Origin of the sequence: Streptomyces ferrugineus, from assembly GCF_015160855.1 — a bacterium.
In the GTDB taxonomy this organism is placed as follows: Bacteria; Actinomycetota; Actinomycetes; order Streptomycetales; family Streptomycetaceae; genus Streptomyces; species Streptomyces ferrugineus.
In genome coordinates this window covers 5771041-5794344 of sequence record NZ_CP063373.1, presented here as the reverse complement: position 1 = coordinate 5794344, position 23304 = coordinate 5771041, and the positions used below count along the sequence as shown (strand labels likewise).

Here is a 23304-nt window from a genome sequence, read left to right as displayed (position 1 = left end):
CGTCAGGGACGCACACGGGGAAGGGCCTCCAGGGCCCTGGCGAGGCCCGCCGCATCGGTGCCGATCTTGCGGTAGACGCTGGACAGCAACTGCCGCACCCCTTGCTCGGTCAGGTGCAGTTCCTTGGCGATCACGGCCACCGGCTTTCCCTCGACGGTCAGTTCGGCAGTACGGCGTTCCTGCGCGGTCAGCGCGTCCGCGTGCACGTAGCGCAGCGGCAGCGGGCGCAGTCCCGCCGCCGAGAGTTCCTCCCTGGCCCGTGTCGCGAGTGCCTCGGCCCCGCAGTGGACGGCGCCTTCCAGGCCCTGGTAGAGCCGGTCGGCGGCCTCCTGGAGCCGCCCGTTGCGGGACAGTGCGGCGCCGTGGCCGACCTGGGCGCGGGCGAGTTCGTACGAGGCGGGGGACTGCTCCAGGTGGTCCACCGCCTCCGCGTACAGCTCCAGCGCCGCCGGCCCGCCGGTCACCTCGGCGAGAGTGTGGAGGGCCTGGCCGACGACGGAGGCGGCACCGAAGTCCCGGGCGCGGTGGACGGCGTCCTGGGCGTGGGCGATCGCCGCGTCCGGGGCGGTGGGGACGAGCGCGGTCGCCAGCCGTAGCTGCCACGGGCACCAGGCCGGGTTGCGCCAGGCCCGTCCGTCCAGCCAGTCCCCGACCGCGGACAGCAACGCAGCCGCCTCCGCGTGCCGTCCCTCCGCCAGGAGCAGTTCCGCGTACACGGTGCGCGGGTCGGGATAGATGATGGCGTTCGGAGCCATCTCACCGAAGTGGTGGTCGTCGGCGAGCGCGCGGGCCTCGATGACGCGCCCACGGGCCAGCAGCGTCTGGATCAGGACGCTGACGCCGTACCACCGGGCGGCCACGACCCCTTCCACCTTGTCGGCGATGCGCAGGCCTTCGCGGACCAGGTCCTCGGCCTCGGCCAGACAGCCGCGGTGGTAGCGGACGTAGCCGGCGATGGTCTGGCCGAAGGCCAGGTGGGAGCCGTGCCAGCCCTTGCCGGCGCACTCGGCGATCCCCTTCTCGAACAACTCCTCGGCCCGTCGCGGCTGGTCGCCGTACATGAACACCAGGGCGACCGAAAGGGGCACCTCGAAGCCCCGGTTCTCATCGGTCCAGCTCATGCCGCCGTGCAGGGACTTCTCCGCATACGTGAGGGCGGTCTGCCGCGGTTCGCCCCGCAGGACGGCGTCCCAGGCCCGCAGCCCCAGGATGTAGCGCTCCTCCAGGCTGCGGCCGGGCAACTGCTCGGCCAGCCGCGCCAGCGTCCGGGAGCGGGCGGGCGAGTCCGGGTCGTCGGCGCGCATCGTGCTCCAGACGAACTGATCGGCCTGCATCCGCAGTTTGACGCGCGGGTTCGTCGCCTGCCGGGCCTCCTCGGCGGCCACGGTGGCGGCCTCGGCCATCCGATCGGTGTGGGCGAGCGCGGTCGTCAGCCGGTACACGATGGAGGCGCGCAGATCGGGGTCGACATGGGGCTCCGCCAGCGCCTGGCGCAGATGGCGCACCGTGGCCGTGGGCTCGATCAGGAACGTGGCACCCGCGAGTTCGTGCAGGATCGCGGCACGGTCCTCGGGCAGCGGCGGCTCCTGCAGCGCACGGGTCAGCAGCCGCTGGGCGGCCTCGGTCGCCCCGGCGCGCAGATATTCGCGAGCGGCCTCGCGCAGACACTCGACCGTCTCGGGCCTGCCCTCGCAGGACACCTCCAGCAGATGTCGGGCGGCGGCGGTGGGGCCGTACCCCGCGTTCAGGACGGCCTCCGCGGCCGCGTTGTGCAGACCGGCCCGGAAGCCGGAGCGGATGGACCGGTAGATCGTCGTGGCGATCAGCGGGTGAACGAACTCCAGCTCGCCCTCCGGGCCGTGGCCGTCGGTGAGGATCCGGGCCGCACGCAGCTTCTGGGCCGCCTCGGCGGCGGTCTCCTCGCCCAGCACCGCGATGGCCGCGGCGAGCTGGGGTGAGAAGGGCGAGCCCAGCACGGCGGCGGCGTGCGCGAAGCGGACGGTCGCGGTGTCGAGCCCTTCCAGACGCTCGATCAGTCCCGGGCCCTTGATCGCCGCGGCGAGTTCACGCATCGCGGGCGCGTCGTCCTCGCTGCCGCTCAGTCCGCGCTCCGCGAGTCCGATGGCGAGCTCCACCGTTTCGAAGGGGCTCCCGCCGGTGGCCGACCAGCATTCCTTGCAGAACACGTCCTCGGCCGCCTCACCGACCTGGTCCCTGATGATCTGCGCGACGCCTTCGGGGGTGAGGTGTGCCAGGTCGTGGGGGCGCTCGTCCCCGTGATGCCCGACGAGCGTACGCAGCTCGCCCGCTTCCGAGGGCAGTTCGTCGGGCCGGTAGGCGACCACGATCAGCAGGGGAAGGTCATCGACCCGTGAGGCGAAGGAGTCGAGCCAGCTCAGGGATTCGGCGTCCGCCCAGTGCAGGTCGTCCAGGAGCAGGACGACGGGCGCCTTCTTGATGGTGAGGCGGGTCATGACCCAGTCGAGTCCCTCGCGGACCCCGGTCGGGTCCGGCGCGGGGGCGGTACCCCTCGCTTCGAGGCCGAGTACCGCGGCCATGACGTCGTACCAGCTGCCCAGGAAGTCGTGGAGTTCCGCCCCCTCCATCCTCGCCAGCCAGGGCTGCATGAACTGGCGCACCACACGGAACGCCGACCCCTGCTCCTTCTCCCCGCCCCTGCCCGACAGCACGGTGAGTCCCGATGCCACGGCCCGGTCACGTGCCTGCGTGATGAGTGCCGTCTTACCCAGTCCGGCCGGTCCGCTGAAGGCGAGCAGCCCCCTGCGCCTCGCCCGCGGCACACCGTCCGTGGCGCCCCGCAGCTCCTTGAACGCGGCGTCGAGAGCCTGAAGTTCCCGCCGGCGCTCGATCAACGTCCGTTGCTGCGTGACCGGGTGCCGCGGCTCCATCGCCATCTGCCGTACCGCCTTCTGTCGTTCGGCTCGGAGGAGCCGAGCGTACGCCTCGTCGAGCGGGGGCAGGCCGGATTGGGCACCATTGGGTGAATCATGAACGGTAGGTGGGAGAATGCCTCCTCGCTGGGTAGTGGACACGGATGGACACCTCGCGGGTGGCGCTGAAGCCGGGCGCGCCAGGAGCGTCTACGGCACGGCGGGCACCGACGTCACGTCCGCGTAGCGAGGCACGGTGCGCGACCAGTCGTAGCACCCGCGGATCCACCCGATCATGCCCTCCACATAGCCGACGCCCGCGGGGCTCAACTCCGGTTTGATCCCGTCGTAGAGCCTTTCGAACGTCTCGATCGTGCCGTTGATCTCCTCGATGGCCAGGAGCACGGCCGTCTGTAGTGAGCACCGGTGTTCGCGCTGGTGGGCCAGGGCGATGTTGATCATCTCGCCCGCGCGCTGTTCCTTCACCGCGGAGAACAGGTCGGCCGTCCACACCGCCGCGTCGGCCGACAGCCGGCTCAGCCGCCGTACGACGGGGTGATGCACCTCGGCCGCGGTCGGTTCCCGTGGCTGGGCGGCCTCGTACAGCGGGTAGAACGGCTCGACGCCCGCGGTCAGCGACCGTATGGAGGTGCAGTCGCCGGTGCGCGGGAGGAACGGGTGGGTCTGGGCCACGGCCTCGTACAACAGGCCGTGCACGTATTCACGGCTCTGCCAGGCCCATCGCGCGGCCTGTGCGGGTGTGCACCGTTCCCGGACCTGGCGGTGGAGATCGGCCAGGGCGGCTCCGAGGGGAGTGCTGGGCGGCCTGCCGTCCCGCAGAATCGCGACGCTTTCGCACAGCAGGGGGAGCAGCCTGCCCGGAGAGTGCCGGCCGAGATCCTCCGCGAGGTCGTCGAAGACGAACTGATAGGCGATCTGATGGGCCACGATCTGCAGCAGACCGGCATCCATGGAGGGGCTGGTGTAGCAGGCGAGTTCGGCGGGTCGGGTGCGGGCGATCATCGCCGCCACATCCGGATCGTCCGTCAGCCCCCACACCTTCAGCCAGGCGTCGACGCCCGTCGCGGCTTCGGGTTCATGAGGGTTGCGCTGGAACGGAAAAGGCATACGGAGGTTGGTGTCGATCAGGTCCCGGAGAGTGGAGACCGGCATTCCGCCCGGTGCGCCGAGCTTGATTTCCTCATGCGTTGTCGACAACGTCGTCACCTGCCGTCCGGATGTCCGATGTGCGCCGGCCCGCTGTTGCCCGGGGCGTGAGCGAGGCGGCGGAGGGCGTACGCGAACGGGGTTCGCAGAACATGACCAGGGAACGTGGTCCCATCGTGATCCCGGGCCGCGGCTTCTGATCGGCGTACCCCGGCAGATGACTCAGGCGCCGGCGGCCGGCGATGGTCGCCAGCGCCAGGGTGGCCTCCACCATCGCGAACTCGTCACCGATGCATTTGCGGTTGCCCGCGGAGAACGGCATCATCGCGCGACGCTGCTCGGCGGTGGACCGCCCCGGCAGCCAGCGGTCGGGGTCGAAACGCTCGGGGTCGGGGAACGACGCGGGATCGTGGTGCAGGAGGTAGGGGCTGTACAGGACGGCAGCACCCTTGGGCAGACGGCATCCGGCGAGTTCCGTCTCCCGGGTGGCGACGCGGGTGAAGAGCCAGCCGGGAGACGAGTGGCGCAGCGTCTCGGTGACGACGCGCCGGGTGTAGACGAGGTGCGGCAGATCGTCGGGACCGGGTCGTCGGCCTTCGGCGAGGACGGAGTCGAGCTCGGCGTGCAGTTGTCGCTCCACCTCCGGATGGCGGGCCAGCAGGCTGAAGACCCCGGCCAGGGTCAGTGCCTGGGTCTCGACGCCGGTCAGCAGCAGCGTGATCAGGTGGTCGTGGACCTCCTGGTCGGTGATCGCCGGCGCGCCGCCGTCGTCGCGCGCGGCGGTCAGCAGGGTTCCCAGCACGTCGTCGCGGTCGGGGCCCCTGCGGCGCTCCGCGATCACCGCGTCGATGATCGCGTGCAGTCGGGACAGCGCGCGCCGATAGCGGCGGTTGGGGGGTGTGGGGAGGCGGAACAGGGCGTCGATCGGTACGACCGTGCGGACGAACAGACCACGGACCACATCGGCGAGACAGTCCCCCACCTCGGCGGTCGTCGTGTCGTCCAGCGAGTCGGAGAGCAGAACACGGCTGGTCACGCGGGTCGTGAGCGTCATCATCGCCTGGGTGACGGGAACCGTCCGACCCGTCTGCCACCCCTGGCACACCGCCTCGGCCTCCTCCGTGACGAGGTCCGTGTAATGCGCGACGTGGGAGGGCCGGAAGTGGGGTTGCAGCAGCGCGCGCTTGGCCCGGTGCGTCGGCTGACGGCAGGTGACGAGACCGTCCCCCATCAGCTTTCCGAGCCTGTCGTAGAGCGGGCCCCCTTTGTCGAAGGTGTGCGGATCCATCAGCACCTCGTGGGTCAGCTCCGGATGGCACACCATCCATGCGCGCTGGGGGCCCAGCCGTATCTCGACCAGATCCCCGTACGTGGGCAAAGAATTGAGAAACGCCAGCGGTTGTCGGTAGAACGCGATACCGTGACCAAGGAGCGGGAATATGCCTGGAGCAGTTCCTGTCGTCCATACACGTTTCTGTTCAGGCACAGTACGGCCCATGAAACCCTCCTGCCCGACGCGGCACGCGAAATCGGTGAACGCACCACGGACTTGAACGCTTGAGACAAGTCCTGCCCAGTCCAAGTGGCTCTTGGTTTCCCGAAACCTTTCTCCAAAGGGGCGCATCGGAGCACAAGAGAAGCAAAAGAAGCACTTGGTGAACGGCTATTGACGTAGGGCGCATTCATGGTGGATCCCATGGGCCACTCATATGTGGTCCCGCCCCATGTGGAACGGGACCACACTGAGTCAGCGTTCGCTCAAGCGGACGACCCTCAACGCGGGTGACGCCAGAATGTCCTTCTCGCAGAAGCGCGCGCTCACCCACCTCTCACCCGAGAACAACCGGGTCTGGTCGCTGAAGTGGGGCGAGCCCGGGTTGGACGACTGCGAGTACGTCAGCAGCGTGCGTGCCACCGGGCAGCGGCTGCCGTCCCAGCCCACCGCCTGGATGTGGCTGGAACCGGTCGTCACCTCCGTGTAGCCGCCCCGCGCCTGGTCCCACACCGGCTCGATCTTGTTCCACACACCCATCCCCTCCGTGCCGCCGTGCACGGGGACACGTTGGCCGTTGCGTACGACGACCTGGTGCTCGCCGAGGCGGGAGTCCAGCGCGATGCCCGCCGCCCGCAGCTCGGCGACCGCGTCCGCGAGGGCCGTGGCGAAGCCGGGAGCGCCGGTGTTGAGCGTGTTCGGGGTGCGCACCGGGTCCGCCGCCGAGAACGGCACCTTCCACCGCTGGGCGGCCGGAACCGTCGCGGTCAGTTTCCGCCAGAACCGGTCGAAGAGCAGGGCGCCCCGGCTGCCGGTGTCCATGGTGCGGTCCCACGCCGCCAGCACCGGGCAGGCCCCGGACACGTCAACGGCCCTGCCGTCACTGCCGGTTGCCGTACCGCCCGGCAGCGCGGCACACGCCTTCGCCACGTCGGCCGTCGCCAGGTCGCCCGCCGGCACCCGGTTCGCGAACTGCTGACGCTCCAGGTCCCGGACGGTCAGTCCGCCCCGCGCCGCCATCGCCGCCACGTCCTCGATCGCGCCGCGGGTGCGCAGGGAGCGCTGGGTGCCGATGCTGCCGAAGATCCGCTCGTAACCGGTCAACGGCCGGTCGGCGTTGCTGAGCCACGCGCTGTCGTTGGAGTTCTCCACATACGGCGCGTCCTTCAGCGTGGGCATGCGCGAGGGCCCGAACGTCCCGCGCTGGACGGCGTCGCGGTCGCTGCCGAGCGCGCAGTCGCCGCGGGAGCCGTCGAGGACCGCGACGCCCGCCGCCGGGTAGGTGGTCCGGCCCAGGTCCGTCGAACACCGCGCCACGAGGTCGTCGGTGATCCGGGGCAGCACCTGCGACTGGGTGTACAGGGAGTGTCCCGAGGAGTCCGCGGCGATGGTGTTCACCCAGGGCAGGCCCTGGTGCCGGGTGAGGGACCTGGCGATGTCGGCCGTTGCGCGCGCCTTGCCGAAGCCGAGCGAGGTGTCCGCGAAGCGCAGGTTGGCCGCGTTGGGGTCGTTGAGCGCGTACGCCGTGGTCGCCGTCCAGGGCAGCGGGAGCGCGCCGTCGGTGGAGGCGGCGACGGGGCCGTAGCGGGTCCACCACTGGGTGCGGGTCACCGGTGTGCCGTCCTTGACCGCGACGGTCACGGTGCGCTTCCTCATCCGCTCCGGCTTGCCGTCCACCAGGTAGACGGTGGGGTCGGCGGGATCCAGGGCCAGCCGGTGCAGGCTGAACGGGACACCGGTCGACACCGTGTGGCTCCACGCCACGTGGGAGTTGTAGCCGATGGCGATCGTCGGCGACCCCAGCAGCGCGGCGCCGGCCACGTCGAGCTCGCCGGGGATCGTCTGCTGGGCCTGCCAGAAGCGGCGCCCGCCCTGCCAGGGGTAGTGCGGGTTGCCCAGCAGCAGACCGCGGCCGTTCGCCGTGGTGTCGCCACGGAAGGCGACCGCGTTCGAGCCCATGCCCGCATCGGCGGTCCGTTCGCGTACGGCCCGTATCAGGGCCTCGGCGTCCGCACCGGTGCCCGTGGTCTCGGCTGCCGAGCCGGTGGGCGGCCGGGCGGACGTGATCTCGTCCACGATGCCGCCCTGGCCTCCGAGCACGGCGAGGGCGTGGAAACGGGCGGCCACATCCAGCGTGGTGGCCGGTCGCACCCAAGTGGCGCCCTTGCAGGCCGGGTCGGTGATCCGGTTCCGCTTCAGCCAGACGTTGTACCCGGCCGCGAAGCCCCGCATCAGGTCCTTCACCTGGCGGCTGGGCCCGCGCGGCGCCGGTTCGGCGAGCAGCTTCTCCACCGTGCGGGCCTGGCGTACGCCGCGGAAGTACAGGTCACTGGAGAGGTTGCTGGTGGCCGACGACAGCGAGAAGTCGGTCGCCGCGTCCGGCCCGAAGAAGCGCGAGCGCTCACCGCGGACGGTCACGAACCCGTCGGCCAGCGTGCACACCTGATCGGCGGCCTGCGCCCAACCGGTGCCGAAGCCGAGGGACTTGTAGTCGTCGGCGACGATGTGCGGAATGCCGTACTCGGTGTAGCGGAGCACGGCGGACATGGCGCCGTGCGAGGGACGTTCGCGGTGATCCGGCCGGTCGGCCGCCGCGGCCGGCAGCGTGGCCGATGCCGTGAGCAGGGCCGCGGCCGCCACGAGGAAGCGTCTCGGGCGAGTGGTGCGCATCTGTGCCTCCCAACGTCTTTGAGGGAAGGAGCGGTTGAGCGTACCCATGGGTCGGACCGCACCAGCCAGGTGCTTGACCCGCCTCGGCCACACACCGAGGATCATGAGTCATGACGCAGGGACAGGGCAGCACGGTTGACGGGGTGTTGCGGCGCAGCGCGCGGCGCACCCCGGCGCGGATCGCGGTGGAGTACGGCGACCGCTCATGGACGTACGAGGAACTCGACGGGGCCGTCTCCCGCGCGGCGAGCGTCCTGCTCGATACGGGCCTCGCCCCCGGCGACCGGGTCGGCGCCTACGGCCACAACTCGGACGCCTATCTGATCGGGTTCCTCGCCTGCGCCCGCGCGGGCCTCGTCCATGTCCCGGTCAACCAGAACCTGACCGGCGACGACCTCGCCTACATCGTCGGCCAGTCCGGCGCCCGTCTCGTCCTCGCCGACCCCGGCCTGGCCGGTCGACTGCCTTCGGACGTCCGTACATTGGCGCTGCGCGACGCCGACGACTCGCTCCTGGCGCGGCTCGCGACGGCTCCCGCGTACGACGGCCCGGAGCCGCGCTCCGAAGACCTGGTGCAACTGCTCTACACATCCGGTACGACGGCCCTGCCCAAGGGCGCGATGATGACGCACCGCGCCCTGGTCCACGAGTACCTGAGCGCCATCACCGCCCTCGACCTCAGCGCGGGCGACCGCCCCGTGCACTCCCTGCCGCTCTACCACTCGGCGCAGATGCATGTGTTCCTGCTGCCGTACCTCGCGGTCGGCGCCACCAACCTCATCCTCGACGCCCCCGACGGCGACCGGCTCTTCGACCTGATCGAGGCCGGCCGGGTGGACAGCCTGTTCGCCCCGCCCACCGTGTGGATCGGCCTGGCGGGCCGTCCCGACTTCGCCGAGCGCGACCTCGGCGGGCTGCGCAAGGCGTACTACGGCGCGTCGATCATGCCGGTGCCCGTCCTGGAGCGGCTGCGCGAACGGCTCCCGAAGCTCGGCTTCTACAACTGCTTCGGCCAGAGCGAGATCGGCCCGCTGGCCATGGTGCTGGCCCCGGACGAGCACAAGGGCCGGATGGACTCCTGTGGGCGCACCGTCCTCTTCGTCGACGCCCGTGTCGTCGACGAACAGGGCGAGGAGGTGCCCGACGGCACCTCCGGCGAGATCGTCTACCGCTCCCCGCAGTTGTGTGAGGGCTACTGGGACAAGCCCGAGGAGACCGCCGAGGCCTTCCGCGACGGCTGGTTCCGCTCCGGCGACCTCGCCGTGCGCGACGCACATGGCTACTTCACCGTCGTCGACCGGGTGAAGGACGTCATCAACTCCGGTGGCGTACTGGTCGCCTCACGGCAGGTCGAGGACGCGCTCTACACCCATGACGGTGTCGCCGAGGTCGCCGTGATCGGTCTGCCCGACGAGCGCTGGATCGAGGCCGTCACGGCGGTCGTCGTGCCGCGCGGCGAGGTGGGCGAGGCCGAACTGATCGACCACGCGCGCGAGAAGCTCGCCCACTTCAAGGCGCCGAAGCGGGTGGAGTTCGTGGACGAGTTGCCGCGCAACGCCAGCGGGAAGATCCTCAAGCGGGAGCTGCGGGACCGGTTCGCCGGTCACTGACGGGGGCGCAGGTCCTCGATGCGGCGGATCTTGCCCACGGAGCGTTCCAGCGACTCCGGTTCGACGATCTCCACGGCGACCGACACCCCGATCCCGTCCTTCACGGCCGCCGCGATGGCCTGCGCGGCGGCGTCCCGGATCCCGGGGGAGGCGTCGGGGCGCGCTTCGGCACGCACGGTGAGGGCGTCGAGGCGGCCCTCCCGGGTCAGACGCAACTGGAAGTGGGGCGCCACGCCAGGGGTGCGCAGCACGATCTCCTCGATCTGGGTGGGGAAGAGATTGACCCCGCGCAGGATGACCATGTCGTCGCTGCGCCCGGTGATCTTCGCCATTCGCCGGAACACCCGGGCGGTCCCGGGCAGCAGCCGCGTCAGGTCCCGTGTGCGGTACCGGATGACGGGCATCGCCTCCTTGGTGAGCGAGGTGAAGACCAGTTCCCCCTCCTCGCCGTCCGGCAGCACCTCACCGGTGATCGGATCGACGATCTCGGGGAAGAAGTGGTCCTCCCACACATGGAGCCCGTCCTTGGTCTCCACACACTCCTGAGCGACCCCGGGCCCGATCACCTCCGACAGCCCGTATATGTCGACGGCGTCGATCGCGAACCGCTCCTCGATCTCGTGGCGCATCCGCTCGGTCCAGGGCTCGGCACCGAAGACGCCCACCCGCAGCGACGTACCGCGCGGATCGACGCCCTGCCGCTCGAACTCGTCGAGGAGGGTGAGCATGTACGACGGCGTCACCATGATGATCTCGGGCCCGAGGTCCTGGATCAGCTGGACCTGGCGGGCCGTCATGCCGCCGGACGCCGGGATGACCGTACAGCCCAGCCTTTCGGCCCCGTAGTGTGCGCCCAGCCCACCGGTGAACAGCCCATAGCCGTACGCCACATGCACCTTGTCCCCGGGGCGTCCGCCCGCCGCCCGGATGGAGCGGGCCACCATGTCGGACCACAGGGAGAGGTCGGCATCGGTGTAGCCGACGACCGTGGGGCGTCCGGTGGTGCCGCTGGAGGCGTGGATACGGCGGATACGGTCCTGGGGCACGGCGAACATCCCGAACGGGTAGTTCTCGCGCAGGTCGGCCTTGGTCGTGAACGGGAAGCGGGCCAGATCGGCGAGCGAACCGCAGTCGTCGGGGTGCACCCCTGCCTTGTCGAACGACGCACGGTAGAAGGGCACGTTGTCGTACGCCTGCCGCAGCGATCCGCGCAACCGCTCGAGCTGCAACGCCCGCAGCGCCTCCGGGGCGAGCCGTTCCCCCGGGTCCAGCAGTTCCGTCGTATCCGCCATGAGGAAGCTCTCCCTCGCCAACCGCGTCATTCCGGACGACCGATCATTCGGTCTGGGTCTTCGGGATCAGTAATCCAGGCGGCCGTTGATCAGGCAAGAGGGCGGGCCGCACTTTCTGTCGGTGCGGCCCGCCGAGCGGGCTGCCCGCACAACCGTGACCTGCCCCGTTGCCGAACGGACGGCCCGGCGGCCAAGATCGGGTCCATGCCGACCTTCCGCGCCACCGACGGGACCGAGATCGCCTACCACCTGCGTGGGGAGGGCGAACCGCTCGTCGTCCTGCCCGGTGGGCCCATGCGGGCCTCCGCCTACCTGGGCGACCTCGGCGGACTGGCGGCGCACCGGCGGCTCGTGCTCCTCGACCTGCGCGGCACCGGGGACTCGGCCGTGCCGGCCGACCCGGCCACGTACCGCTGCGACCACCTGGTGGACGACGTGGAGGTGTTGCGCGACCACATGGGGCTCGCCCACATGGATGTGCTCGGGCACTCGGCGGGCGGCAGCCTGGCCATGTTGTACGCCGCCCGGTATCCGCAGCGGGTGGCACGGCTGGCGCTGGTGACCGCGACACCATGGGCGTTGGGGATGCCGCCCACGGCGGAGGAACGGCTGGCCGCCGCCCGGTTGCGGGAGGACGAGCCCTGGTTCACGGAGGCGTTCGCCGCGTTCGAGGCATGGCTGACCGGGGCGGGTGACTTCGACCCCGTCTTCGTGCCCTTCTTCTACGGGCGCTGGGACGAGGCGGCCAAGGAGCACGACGCGCTCGGCGACGACGAGTACAACGACGAGGCCGCCGACGTCTATGGCTCCGACGGCGCCTACGACCCGCCCCGGACCCGCGCCGAGCTCTCCCGGCTCGCCGCCCCGGTCCTCGTCCTCGCCGGCGAACTCGACGGATCCCCCACCCCCGGCCTCGCCCGACGCGCCGCCGACGTCTTCCCCGACGCCGAAGTCGCCGTGCAGCCCGGCGCCGGGCACCATCCGTGGCTGGACGATCCGGAGTGGTTCGTGCGGTGCGTCGTCGCTTTCCTGAACGGGAGCGGGGGAGCGCCCCCGGCCGTCAACGGTGGAGCGTGGCCTCGCCCGTGAGGCGCAGGCCCGTCTCCTCGCCGGGCCGCACCGACACCGGACCCGCGACGCGGACGTCGACGGGGGCGTCGACTCCCGCCACGGACACGGTCACCTTCGCATCGTGGCCGTAGAAGCACACATCGGTCACCGTGCCTCGCGCTCCGCCCGGCTCCGCCTCCGTCAGCCGCAACTGCTCGGGCCGCAGCAGCACCGTGCCGGACCCGGAGCCCTCGGACGGGGCGGCCAGCGGCACGGTGCCCAGAGCCGTGGCGACCGTGCGGCCGCCGTGCTCGACCGTGCCGGGGAGCACGACGGCGTCGCCGACGAACCCGGCCACCCAGGGGTCGGCGGGGCGCCGGTAGAGCGCCTGCGGCGTGTCGCACTGGGCGACCCGGCCCTGCCGTACGACCGCGACCAGGTCGGCGGTCGACAGGGCCTCCTGCTGGTCGTGGGTGACCAGTACCGCCGTCGCCCCGGTGGCGCGCAGGGCGGCGCGCACGTCGGCCCGCACGCCGGCGCGCAGCGCGCTGTCGAGGGCGTTGAAGGGCTCGTCCAGCAGCACGAGCTGGGGCCGCGGGGCGAGCGCCCTGGCCAGGGCGATGCGCTGCTGCTGGCCACCGGACAGCTCATGCGGCATCCGCTCGCCGTATCCGGCGAGTCCGACCAGGTCGAGCATCTCCTCCGTGCGGCGGCGCCGCTCGCCCCGGTCCAGGCCGGACAGCCCGAAGGCCACGTTGCGGGCCACGCTCAGATGCGGGAAGAGGGCGCCCTCCTGCGGCACGATGCCGACGCGCCGCCGCTCGGGCGGCAGCTGGACACCGGGCCCGGTCAGCCGCCGTCCCCCGACGGTGACCGAACCGGCGTCGGCGCGCAGGAATCCGGCGACGACGCGCAGCAGGGTGGTCTTGCCGCAGCCGGAGGGGCCGAGCACGGCGGCCAGGGCGCCGCCCGGCACGTCGAGGTCCAGCCCGCGCAGCACATGGGCCTCGGGGCCGTAGGACTTGGCCAGTTGCTCGATGTGGAGGTCGTTCGTCATCGGCGGTGCCCGTCTCGGGGAGTCATGTGCGGAGCCTGTCTCGGGGAGTCATGTGCGATGCCTGCCTCGGAGGTTTCATGTGCGGTGCCTGCCCAGCAGGTACGAGGGGACGGCGGCCAGCAGGATGAGTGCCGCGGCGTAGGGGGCGGCCGCGGCGAAGGACCCGGCACCGGTCTCGGTCCACAGCCGGGTGGCGAGGGTGTCCATGCCGGTGGGGCGCAGCAGCAGCGTCGCGGGGAGTTCCTTCATGCAGACCACGAAGGTGAGCGCGGCCCCGGCGGCGACGCCCGGAGCGGCCAGCGGCACCGTCACGTCCCGCAGCACCCGCAGCGGACGTCGCCCCAGCGAGCGGGCGACGTCCTCGAGCACCGGTGGCGCCTGCAGTACGGCGGCCCGGGTGGCGGCCACGGCGACGGGAAGGAACAGCACGGCGTAGGCGCAGATCAGCAACGGGAGTTGCTGGTAGAGCGGGTAGGCGTAGCGGACGGCGAAGAAGACCAGGGCGAGCGCGACGGTGATGCCGGGCAGCGCGTGACCCGCGTACGCCGCCTGCTCCAGCAGCCGGGCACCGCGGCCCCGGTGGCGTGCCGCGATCACGCCGACCGGCAGGGCGAGCAGCGTGGTCAGGGCCGCTCCGGCGGCGGCGACGCCCAGCGTGGCCCAGGCCGTCTCGGCGAGCCCGCCGAGGTCCCGGGTCGCGGAGGTGCCGACGGCCAGCCAGTAGCCGAGGGTGCCCAGCGGGAAGGCGACCGCGACGGCCGTCACCGCCGAGCACCACGCGAGGGCCGGGATCCGCCAGCGTCCGAGGGGAACCGCAGCGATGGGGCGAGCACTGCCGGTGCCGGTCCTGGCGTGGCCCGCGCGGCCCCGGGTGCGGCCCTCGGCGGCGACCAGCGCCACGGTCATCACCACCAGCACGACGCTCAGCGCGGCGGCCGGGGTGCGGTCGAAGGAGGCGCGGTACGAGGTGTGGATGGCCCAGGTGAAGGTGTCGTACCGCATCAGTGAGACCGCGCCGAAGTCGGACAGGACGTACAGCGCGACGAGCAGCCCGCCGCCGGCCGCGGCCGGCCGCAGCTGCGGCAGCGTGATCCGCCAGAAGGTGCTCAACGGGCCGTGCCCGAGGGAGCGTGCGGCCTCCTCCTGCGCCGGGTCGATGCCGCGCAGCGCCGCGGCGACCGGCAGCTGCACATAGGGGAAGCTGACCAGCGTCAGGGCCAGCGCCGCCCCCGCGAACCCGGCGGTCCGCGGAGCGGCGGACAGCCAGGTGAAGGCGGCGACGTAACTGGGCACGGCGAGCGGCAGGGTGGCCAGCACCGACCAGGCGCGGGCCCCGGGCAGGGCGGTGCGCACGGTCAGCCAGGCCAGCGAGACGCCCAGCACGAGGCAGGCCGCCACCACGGTGAGCGCGAGGCCCAGGCTGCGGCCGACGAGTTGGAGGGTGCGCTCGTCGGCGACGACGTCCCAGGCGTATCCGGGGCCGCGTTCGAGCGCGCGGACGGCGAGGTAGCCGAGCGGGAGCAGCGCGAACAGGGCCGCCACGCAGGCGGGGACGATCAGCACCCACGGAGGCCTGCGGTCGGTGGCGCGGACGCCGGGGCCGGCGCCCGGGAGCAGCCGTCCCACGGCTCTGCGGGTGCGCCGGAGCCCGGCCGCGGGGGACACCCGGGCCGGGCGGCCTTCGGTGTCCGGGGCGGCCGGCTCCCGTACGGACTGAGGGGATGTGCCCACGTCGGATCAGACCAGCCCGACGTCCTGGAGCATGGCCAGGGTCTCCTGGAGCGACTCCAGCTTGCTCAGGTCGATGTCCGGGGCCTGAAGCGAGTCCAGCGCGGGCAGGTCCCGCACCGGGCTGGTCACGCCGGCGGCCAGCGGGTACTCCTTGGTCTCCTCGGCGAAGTAGGTCTGCGCCTCCTTCGACAGCAGGTAGTCGACGGCCTTTTGGGCGGTCGCGCTCTGCCCGCCGTCCTTGAGGACGGCCGCTCCGGCGACGTTGATCAGCGCGCCGGGGTCGCCGCCGGGCAGGAAGTGCAGCTTGGCGCCCACCTTGTCCTCGCCCTTCTCGGCGACCCGCTCGTACCAGTAGTAGTGGTTGACCAGGCCGAGGGAGACTTCGCCGGACTCGACGGCGTCCAGCGTGGCGAGGTTGTTGCTGTAGGTCTTGCCGTTGGCCTTCAGGCCCTTGAGCCAGGTGCGGGTGGCGTCGTCGCCCTCCAGGACCCGCATGCCGGTGACGAAGGCCTGGAAGGAGGCGTTGGTGGGCGCGAAGCCCACCTTGCCCTTCCACTCGGGCTTGACCACGTCGTGGACGCTGTCGGGCGCCTTGTCGACCTTGTCCGGGTTGTACGCGATGACGCGGACGCGGCCCGACAGGCCCACCCAGTCGCCCTCGCCGCCCCGGTAGGCGGAGTCCACCTTGTCGAGGGTGGCCTGGGGCAGCTTCTCCAGCATGCCCTCCTTCGACAGGGCCCCGAGCGCGCCGGCGTCCTGGGAGAAGAAGAGCCCGGCCTTGGTGCGGTCGCCCTCCTCCAGGATCTGGGCCGCCAACTCGGCGCTCTCGCCGTAGCGGACGTCGACCTCGCTGCCGACGGCCTTCTCCAGCTTGTCCAGGATCGGCTTGACGAGCTTCTCGTTGCGGCCGGAGTAGATGACCAGCGCGGCGTCGTCGCCGCCGCCCGAGCCGCCGCCCTTGTCGTCCGAGCCGCAGGCGGCGAGGGCGGGGACGAGCAGGCCGATCGCGGTGAGCGCGGTGATCAGGCGGGCCGTGGGGCGTCGCATGTGTTGCCTTCCTGCGTGGCTCGCCACCTGCGGCGCTCGTCGCGTCAATCAGAAGGGCGAGCGGCTGTCTGGTGCCGCTGGGGGAACCTTGTGAACGAGCTATGAATAAGGTAAAGCTAACCTCACCGTCAAGTGATCTGTGCTACCAGCGGACGACGCCATGGAAGCGGAAAGGGCGCGCCCCGTGACCATCCCCTCCGACTCACGCCCGGACATTCCACCGCTTCCGTCTCCTTTCGCGCCCTTCCGGCCCGCACGTCCGGCCTCCGGACGACGTGTCAGAGAACGGTTCGCCGGCCTGTTCGCCCCTCCGTCCACCGGACCGTCCGTCCCCGGCGGCGCCACCACCGCCGGGGGAGGGCAACCGTGCGCGGAACCCCGGACCGTGCCGTTCGCCCGGAACCTCGCCGCGTTCGGCGACCGCACCGCGCTGATCACTGAGGACGGAGAGCTCTCCTACCGGCAACTGGCCGCGCGCGTGGCCGAGACGGCCGAACGCCTCGGTCCCGCCCGGCGCCTGGTGCTGCTGGCCGGGGCCAACCGGGTCGACGCCCTCGTCGTCTACCTCGCCGCCCTGTCGGCCGGGCATCCGCTCCTGCTGGTCCCCGGCGACAGCGACAGCACCCTCGAATCGCTGACCGCCGCCTACGCCCCCGACGTGGTCGCCGTACCGCGACAAGCCGAGAACGGCACCACGACCTGGGCCCTCGACGAGCGGCACCCCACCTCCGCCCACACCCTCCACCCCGACCTCGCCCTGCTGCTGAGCACCTCCGGCTCCACGGGCTCACCCAAACTGGTCCGGCTCTCCCACGACAACCTCCAGGCCAACGCCGAGTCCATCGCCTCGTACCAGGACATCGGGGACAGCGACCGGGCCGCCACCACCCTGCCCATGCACTACTGCTACGGACTGTCGGTCATCAACAGCCATCTGCTGCGCGGTGCCGGACTCATCGTCACCGGACGGTCCGTGGCCGACGCCGGTTTCTGGGAGCTGTTCCGTGCCGCCCGGGGCACGGTGCTGGCCGGGGTCCCGTACACCTTCGACCTGCTCGACCGGGTCGGCTTCGAGGGGATGCGGCTGCCCGAGCTGCGCCGCGTCACCCAGGCCGGCGGCCGGCTCGCGCCGGAACGCGTCGTGCGATACGCCGAGTTGGGGCGCCGCGCGGGCTGGGAGCTGTTCGTGATGTACGGGCAGACGGAGGCGACGGCCCGGATGGCCTATCTGCCGCCCCGACGCGCGGCCGAACGCCCGCAGGCTGTCGGCGTGCCCATACCCGGCGGTTCCTTCCGGCTCGAGCCGCTGGACGGCCCGGACGGCACCGGCGCGCCGGACACCGGCGAACTCGTGTACACGGGACCCAACGTCATGCTCGGCTACGCCGAGACCCCGGCGGACCTGGCGCTCGGCCGTACCGTCGGGGAACTGCGCACGGGAGACATCGCCCGGCGCGCATCCGACGGGCTCTACGAGATCGTCGGGCGACGCAGCCGGTTCGCGAAGATCCTCGGGCTGCGCATCGACCCGCAGCGCGTCGAAGGGCTGCTGGAGCGGCACGGCGTGCGCGCGTACTGCGCCGGGGACGACGACGCGCTGGCCGTCGCGGTGGCGAGCGAGGAGGGCGCGGAGGCGGACGCCTCGCGAGTGCGGCGCCTGGTCGCGGACGCATGCGGACTGCCGGTGCGCGCGATACGCGTCCGCGTGGTGCCGGATCTGCCCCGGCTGGCCACGGGCAAGCCCGACTACGAGGCCGTACGACGCCTGACCCGCCCCGCGGCGGAACCGTCCCGGGACAGCGCACGGAACCGCCCCGGCGAGGCGACGACCGAGGAACTGTGCCGCCTGTACGCCGAGATCCTCGACCGCAGGGACGTCACCGAGGACAGCAGCTTCGTCGGCCTGGGAGGCGACTCCCTGTCCTACGTCGAGATGTCGCTGCGCCTCGAAGAGGCACTGGGCACCCTGCCCGCCGACTGGCACACCACCCCCATCCGCGAGTTGCGGGCCCCCGGCCCGTCGCCGACCCCGCGCCCGGCGCGCCGAAGACGCACGCTGGAGACCGGCATCGCCCTGCGGGCCGTCGGCATCGTCCTCGTGGTCAGCGCACACATACCCGTCTACTTCGTCCAGGGCGGCGCGCATGTCCTGCTCGGCGTCGCCGGATTCAACTTCGCCCGCTTCCACCTCACCGACGCCCCGCGCGGGCGCCGTGTGCGCGCCCTGGGGCGCAGCATCCTGCGCATCGCCGTGCCGAGCATGGTGTGGCTGGCCTTCGCGCTGGCCCTGACCCGCGAGTACGACCTCGCCAACCTGCTGCTGGTCAACAGTCTCTTCCCACAGGACAATTCGCACCCCGAGTGGCGGTACTGGTTCGTGGAGGCGCTGGTCCACTTCCTGATCGTGCTGACCGCGCTCCTCGCTCTGCCGCTGCTGGACCGGGCCGAGCGGCGCAGCCCGTTCGGTTTCGCGCTGGGCCTGGTGGCGCTGGGGGTGATCGGCCGGTACGACCCGCTGGGGCTGGCCCACGTCCGGTTCCATCTGAGCCCCACCGTGGTGTTCTTCCTGTTCGCCCTGGGCTGGGCGGCGGCGCGGGCACGCACGGTGCCGCGGCGGCTGCTGCTGACAGCGGTACTGCTGGCCACCGTGCCGGGGCTGTTCCCCGGGGCTGAGGGCCAGTCGCTGCGGACGGTCGTCGTCGTGGCGGGGCTGGCCCTGCTGATCTGGGTGCCGGTGCTGCCCAGCCTGGACCCGGTCAACCGGCTGGCGGGGCTGCTGGCGGGCAGCTCGCTGTACATCTACCTGACGCATTTCCACGTCTACCCGTACATCCGCGACGACTCGCCCGTGCTCGCGCTGCTGGTCTCGCTGGCCGTCGGCGTGATGTACGGCTCCTTGGCGACCCGCCTGATGCGGTGCGCACCCAGGTGGCTCGACAGGCGGCGAGCGGCCGCGTTCGTGCAGGCTCCCGGCACTCGTTAGGGTTCGGTCGGAGAACCGGACACCACATCTGACCGAGACAGGGGGACAACCGTGGGCGCGCCACGCCTGAGCAGTACGCCGTTGCCCGGCATCGGAGTCCGCTACGACCTCACCACCCGTGAGCAACGCCGCATGTCCGTGGTCGCCCACCGGGACGGCTCGCGGACGCTGAGCGCGTACCGCACGGACGACCCGGACGCGTGCGCGCTGTCGGTCAGGCTCAGCTCCGCCGAGGCGGCCACGCTGATCGACGCGCTGATGCCGGCCCACCACAGCCCGAACCTGCTGTCCACCACCGAGTTGGGCCTCGTCGCCGAGCGCGTCGAACTGTCCGCCACCTCGTACTGGAACGGACGGCTGCTCGGCGAGACCCGGATGCGCACCGAGACCGGCGTGTCCATCGTGGCCGTACTGCGCCGCGCCGACGCCATCCCCTCGCCCACCCCGGACTTCCGGCTGGCCGGCGGCGACACCCTGATCGTGATCGGCACCCGTGAGGGCGTGGAGGCGGCCGCCGAGATACTCGGGCGGGAGTGAGCCGCGATGCACAGCTCCGCGGTCTTCCTCATCGAGTTCGGTGCGATCATCCTCGGTCTCGGCCTGCTGGGCCGGTTCGCCGGGCGCTTCCAGCTCTCGCCGATACCCCTGTACCTGCTGGTCGGGCTCGCCTTCGGCAAGGGCGGCCTGCTTCCCCTGGGCACCAGCGAGGACTTCGTCGCCATCGGCGCCGAGATCGGCGTGATCCTGCTGTTGCTGATGCTCGGCCTCGAGTACACGGCCAGCGACCTCGTCTCCAACCTCAAGACCCAGTACCCGGCCGGACTCGTCGACGCCGCGCTCAACGCGCTGCCGGGCGCCTGCATGGCCCTGCTGCTCGGCTGGGGCCCGGTCGCCGCCGTCGTCCTGGCGGGCGTCACCTGGATCTCGTCCTCCGGCGTCATCGCCAAGGTCCTCGGCGACCTCGGCCGGCTCGGCAACCGCGAGACCCCGGTCATCCTGAGCATCCTCGTCCTCGAGGACCTCTCCATGGCCGTCTACCTGCCGATCGTCACCGCCCTGCTGGCCGGCACCGGTCTCGCGGCGGGGAGCGTCACCCTCGCCATCGCGCTCGGCGCCGCCGGGCTCGTCCTCCTGCTCGCGGTCCGCTACGGCCGCCACATCTCGCGCTTCGTCTCCAGCGACGACCCCGAGAAGCTGCTCCTGGTCGTGCTCGGCCTGACCCTGCTCGTGGCCGGACTCGCCCAGCAGCTCCAGATCTCGGCCGCGGTCGGCGCGTTCCTGGTCGGCATCGCGCTCTCCGGCGAGGTCGCGGAGGGGGCGCACAATCTGCTGGCGCCGCTGCGGGACCTGTTCGCCGCGGTGTTCTTCGTCTTCTTCGGGCTGCACACCGACCCCGCGAGCATCCCGCCGGTGCTGCTGCCCGCGCTCGCGCTGGCCGTGGTCACCGCGCTCACGAAGGTCGCCACCGGGTACTGGGCCGCCAAGCGTGCGGGGATCTCCGTCAAGGGCCGCTGGCGGGCGGGCGGAACCCTGGTGGCCCGCGGTGAGTTCTCCATCGTCATCGCCGGGCTCGCGGTGACCGCCGGCATCGAGCCGTCCCTGGGACCGCTGGCCACCGCGTACGTGCTGATCCTGGTGATCGTGGGCCCGCTCACCGCCCGCTACACCGAACCCGTGGCGATGCGTCTGAGGCGGCGGCGCACGGGTGGCTCCGCCTCGCCGGGCGTCGCGGCCGTCGAGGGCGAGGCCCTGACCGAGGCGGCGGACGCGGCGTACGACACGGTCGACGGGCAGGACGTGCTCGGCCGGTCATGATCCCGCGGACGGTCCGTCACGGCCGGGAGCGCGTGCTCAGCGGTGGAGCCGACGCCGGTACACGACGAAGCCGGCGGTCAGCGCCAGCGCGCCGACCGCCAGGCCGGCTCCCAGTGCCATCTCGAAGTCCGCCGGCCCCGAGCTGCCGCCCAGTCCGCCCCTCACCCCCTGGGTGGGGAGAGGCGAGCGGGTGGGAAGAGGCGGCGGGGTGTGGACGGGGGCGACGGCCGCGCCCCGGTGCGGCAGCCTCTCGCAGGCGATGTCGTCGTCCCTGCCCTGGTCCTGGTCCAGCCGGTGCGGGTCGCTGAGATTGCGGTCGAGTTCGGCCTGCGCGTCTTCCTGGAAGGCGAAGTCGCGGCAGTCCAGATCGCCCTGGGCGTGCGCCACGTGGGCCGCCGGGCCGGCCATGGCGAGAACGGTGATCGCGGTCGTGCATATCGCGTGGACGCGTCTTCTCACGGGCGTTCCCTTTCGGTCCTGAGGTCGCGACGACCTCTCCTTGCGACCGTAGGTACGCCACCCGTGCACCGTCGCCTGCTGCTACGCCGGACGGGCTGCGTCCGTTGCGCGTCACCCGAACGGGCCGGCCGTCGCCCTCTCCGCTCAGCCCCCCTGCGGCCCGTACGCCGTCAGGAAGCGGTCCCTGAAGCGGTCCATGCCCCAGGTCGGGGCGTTCTCGGCGGGCTTGAGGCCGTCCGTCCAGTTCCACTCGGCGATCCGGTCGAGGACCTTCGGGTCGCGGGCGACGATCGTGACGGGGACGTCCTTGCTCGTGCTGCCGGCGGTGACCGTCGGCACCGGCTGGTGGTCGCCGAGGAAGACGAGGACCGTGTCGTCGGTGCCGTAGCGCTCGACCCACTCGGTGAGGCTGTCCAGGGAGTACTCGATGGCGCGGCGGTACTCGGTGCGCACGCGCTCGGGGTCCTGCCAGACCTCCTTGGGGTCGGTGCCCTCCTTCTTGATCTGGTGGAAGACCGAGCCGTCGCCGAGGTCGTCCCAGTCGACCATGCGGGCGATGGGGGACCAGGGGTTGTGGCTGGAGGCCAGGATGATCTCCGCCATGATCGGGTCGCGGTTCTTCTTGCCGTGCTCCAGCCGCTGGAACGCCTCCAGGCTGAACTGGTCGGGCACCGGCGTCCAGCTGAAGTAGGGGCCCTGGTAGCCCAGGTGCTCCGAGTCGTAGATGTGGTCGAGCGCGAAGAACTTGCCCTCCGGCCAGGCCCGCCGCACACCCGGCACGATGCCGACCGTGCGCCACGCCCCCGTCTTGCGGAAGTAGCTGTTCAGCGTCGCGCGGTCGCTGGTCGTCAGGCTCCGGTACCGCTGCTGGTTCTTGATCCAGAGGCCGGAGAGGAACGTGGAGTGGGCGAGCCAGCTGCCCGCCCCCGTCACCGGTGCCTCCAGCCAGGCGCTGCGGGACTGGAACCCGGCCGCCTTGAGCGAGTTCGTGCCCTCCTCGAGCGCCGCGTCGATCTGCGGTGCCATCGCCGGGTCGTCGATCGCGACCCGGCCGTAGCTCTCGATGAACGTGAACAGCACGTCCTTGCCGCGCAGCCCCGTCAGGAGCTGGTCCGGCGGTGTCTTCGCGAAGGCGTCGACGGACGCCTGCTTCTCGAAGATCCGGCCGTCCTTGAGGCCCGCCTGCACCTGGTCGATGCGGTTGTTGACGAACTCGGCGTTGCCCTTGGTGGCGAGCGGGACGCCGGCGATCTGGATGCTCAGGGTCATACAGGTGATCCACGCGGTGCCGAGGACCAGGGTCGTGCGGGTGGCGACGGCACGATGGCGGACCATCAGGTTCGTCACGCGCACCATCGCGAGCGTCATGAGGACGAGCACCGCGACGAGCAGCACGATCACCCCGACCACCGCGAGCACCTGTCCGGTGCGGCCGAAGGACTCCCGGACGAACTCCGCCGCGTCGTCCAGCAGTATCCAGTCCAGGACCAGGTCGAAGGGGCGGGCCAGCACCGAGTAGAAGCCCATGTCGACGAACTTCAGGACGGTGAGCAGACCCAGGAACACCCCCGAGGCCACCGACAACAGCCGCCGTGATCGCGGCGGCACCGCCAGCAGCAGCCCCGCCAGCAGGATCCCCTCGGCCGGGAGGCGGAAGAACGCGTCGGGCCCGAGCCGTTCGAGACGGTTGGGCACGAGGAGCGCGAACAGCAGGAGCGCGGCGGCCAGCACGGTCGTGCCGACGGCGACGCCCTGTGCCGTACGGGGGAAGCGGCGCCGCCAGCCGAACCAGCCGGGGCGGGGCGTGGAGCCGGACGGCTGTGCGGGGCGGGCGGCCTCAGGCTCATCGGCGGCTTCCGACGTCTCCGACGCCTGGGCCGTGTCGGCGGACGAGTCTGTGTCGGCCGACGAGACAGCGTCGTCACCGCTGTCCGCCTCCGCCGTATCGACCGCCCCTGGCGTCCCCGCTTCTTCCGACTCCCGTGTTGCTGCCTCTGTTGCCTCCTGCGACACCCGGAGGACCTCCCGTGCGGTCTTGCG

At 71.8% G+C, this 23304-nt stretch carries 15 protein-coding genes; 5 read left to right on the top strand and 10 right to left on the bottom strand.

Features of this window, described 5'->3' with window-relative positions; all coding sequences use genetic code 11:
* Nucleotides 1-2 precede the first annotated feature (2 nt).
* From IM697_RS26145 to IM697_RS26130, 4 genes are all read right to left on the bottom strand, one after another.
* Nucleotides 3-2915 carry an ATP-binding protein gene (locus IM697_RS26145; protein ID WP_194038549.1) on the bottom strand — a complete coding sequence of 971 codons (2913 nt, stop codon included), beginning with the start codon at nt 2913-2915 and terminating at the stop codon, nt 3-5.
* 186 nt (nt 2916-3101) lie between these two features.
* Nucleotides 3102-4118: a (-)-alpha-amorphene synthase gene (locus IM697_RS26140; RefSeq protein WP_228044174.1), complete on the bottom strand. Its 1017-nt coding sequence runs from the start codon at nt 4116-4118 to the stop codon at nt 3102-3104.
* Nucleotides 4093-5556: a cytochrome P450 gene (locus IM697_RS26135; protein WP_194038548.1), complete on the bottom strand. Its 1464-nt coding sequence runs from the start codon at nt 5554-5556 to the stop codon at nt 4093-4095. The genes IM697_RS26140 and IM697_RS26135 overlap by 26 nt, the downstream gene beginning before the upstream one ends.
* Nucleotides 5557-5805: 249 nt before the next feature.
* Nucleotides 5806-8220, bottom strand: coding sequence for a penicillin acylase family protein (locus tag IM697_RS26130; protein ID WP_194038547.1), 2415 nt, complete (start codon nt 8218-8220; stop codon nt 5806-5808).
* 110 nt (nt 8221-8330) lie between these two features.
* Between IM697_RS26130 and IM697_RS26125 the strand changes: the two genes are divergently transcribed.
* The gene (locus tag IM697_RS26125; RefSeq protein WP_194038546.1) at nt 8331-9830 is read left to right on the top strand and encodes an acyl-CoA synthetase; all 1500 of its coding nucleotides are present in this window, start codon (nt 8331-8333) and stop codon (nt 9828-9830) included.
* On the opposite strand, the gene paaK is transcribed toward IM697_RS26125, so the two are convergent.
* Nucleotides 9824-11122 (bottom strand): phenylacetate--CoA ligase PaaK, encoded by a 1299-nt coding sequence (gene paaK, locus IM697_RS26120; RefSeq protein WP_194038545.1) that lies wholly within the window; start codon nt 11120-11122, stop codon nt 9824-9826. The two genes, IM697_RS26125 and paaK, sit on opposite strands and share 7 nt — an antisense overlap.
* Before the next feature lie 204 nt (nt 11123-11326).
* Between paaK and IM697_RS26115 the strand changes: the two genes are divergently transcribed.
* Nucleotides 11327-12211: an alpha/beta fold hydrolase gene (locus IM697_RS26115; protein WP_194038544.1), complete on the top strand. Its 885-nt coding sequence runs from the start codon at nt 11327-11329 to the stop codon at nt 12209-12211.
* Here the strand turns inward: IM697_RS26115 and IM697_RS26110 are convergent.
* The 3 genes from IM697_RS26110 to IM697_RS26100 all read right to left on the bottom strand — a co-directional run bounded on the left by IM697_RS26110 (nt 12183) and on the right by IM697_RS26100 (nt 16007).
* Nucleotides 12183-13229, bottom strand: coding sequence for an ABC transporter ATP-binding protein (locus tag IM697_RS26110; RefSeq protein WP_194038543.1), 1047 nt, complete (start codon nt 13227-13229; stop codon nt 12183-12185). The genes IM697_RS26115 and IM697_RS26110 overlap by 29 nt on opposite strands.
* Nucleotides 13230-13304: 75 nt before the next feature.
* Entirely contained in the window at nt 13305-14855 is a 1551-nt protein-coding gene (locus IM697_RS26105; protein ID WP_228045026.1) for an ABC transporter permease, read from the bottom strand.
* A 111-nt stretch (nt 14856-14966) separates the two neighbouring features.
* A complete protein-coding gene (locus IM697_RS26100) occupies nt 14967-16007 on the bottom strand; it encodes an iron ABC transporter substrate-binding protein (RefSeq protein WP_194038542.1) in 1041 nt (346 codons plus the stop codon).
* A gap of 385 nt (nt 16008-16392) precedes the next feature.
* Between IM697_RS26100 and IM697_RS26095 the strand changes: the two genes are divergently transcribed.
* From IM697_RS26095 to IM697_RS26085, 3 genes are read left to right on the top strand one after another with little or no spacing between them, the layout of a single operon-like run.
* A complete protein-coding gene (locus IM697_RS26095) occupies nt 16393-18990 on the top strand; it encodes an AMP-binding protein (protein WP_228044173.1) in 2598 nt (865 codons plus the stop codon).
* 51 nt (nt 18991-19041) lie between these two features.
* Nucleotides 19042-19527: a cation:proton antiporter regulatory subunit gene (locus tag IM697_RS26090; RefSeq protein WP_228044172.1), complete on the top strand. Its 486-nt coding sequence runs from the start codon at nt 19042-19044 to the stop codon at nt 19525-19527.
* Nucleotides 19528-19533: 6 nt separating this feature from the next.
* Nucleotides 19534-20805, top strand: coding sequence for a cation:proton antiporter (locus tag IM697_RS26085; protein WP_194038540.1), 1272 nt, complete (start codon nt 19534-19536; stop codon nt 20803-20805).
* Nucleotides 20806-20841: 36 nt separating this feature from the next.
* Here IM697_RS26085 and IM697_RS26080 read toward each other — a convergent pair whose 3' ends face one another.
* Nucleotides 20842-21264: a hypothetical protein gene (locus tag IM697_RS26080; RefSeq protein ID WP_194038539.1), complete on the bottom strand. Its 423-nt coding sequence runs from the start codon at nt 21262-21264 to the stop codon at nt 20842-20844.
* A gap of 144 nt (nt 21265-21408) precedes the next feature.
* A complete protein-coding gene (locus IM697_RS26075; RefSeq protein ID WP_194038538.1) occupies nt 21409-23277 on the bottom strand; it encodes a sulfatase in 1869 nt (622 codons plus the stop codon).
* Nucleotides 23278-23304: the final 27 nt, after the last annotated feature.

Excerpts from the sequence above, each read along its gene's own strand:
- IM697_RS26145 (WP_194038549.1), bottom strand. The coding sequence starts at position 2,915 with ATGGCGATGGAGCCGCGGCACCCGGTCACGCAGCAACGGACGTTGATC.
- IM697_RS26135 (WP_194038548.1), bottom strand. The coding sequence starts at position 5,556 with ATGGGCCGTACTGTGCCTGAACAGAAACGTGTATGGACGACAGGAACT.
- IM697_RS26130 (WP_194038547.1), bottom strand. The coding sequence starts at position 8,220 with ATGCGCACCACTCGCCCGAGACGCTTCCTCGTGGCGGCCGCGGCCCTG.
- IM697_RS26125 (WP_194038546.1), top strand. The coding sequence starts at position 8,331 with ATGACGCAGGGACAGGGCAGCACGGTTGACGGGGTGTTGCGGCGCAGC.
- paaK (WP_194038545.1), bottom strand. The coding sequence starts at position 11,122 with ATGGCGGATACGACGGAACTGCTGGACCCGGGGGAACGGCTCGCCCCG.
- IM697_RS26115 (WP_194038544.1), top strand. The coding sequence starts at position 11,327 with ATGCCGACCTTCCGCGCCACCGACGGGACCGAGATCGCCTACCACCTG.
- IM697_RS26110 (WP_194038543.1), bottom strand. The coding sequence starts at position 13,229 with ATGACGAACGACCTCCACATCGAGCAACTGGCCAAGTCCTACGGCCCC.
- IM697_RS26100 (WP_194038542.1), bottom strand. The coding sequence starts at position 16,007 with ATGCGACGCCCCACGGCCCGCCTGATCACCGCGCTCACCGCGATCGGC.
- IM697_RS26085 (WP_194038540.1), top strand. The coding sequence starts at position 19,534 with ATGCACAGCTCCGCGGTCTTCCTCATCGAGTTCGGTGCGATCATCCTC.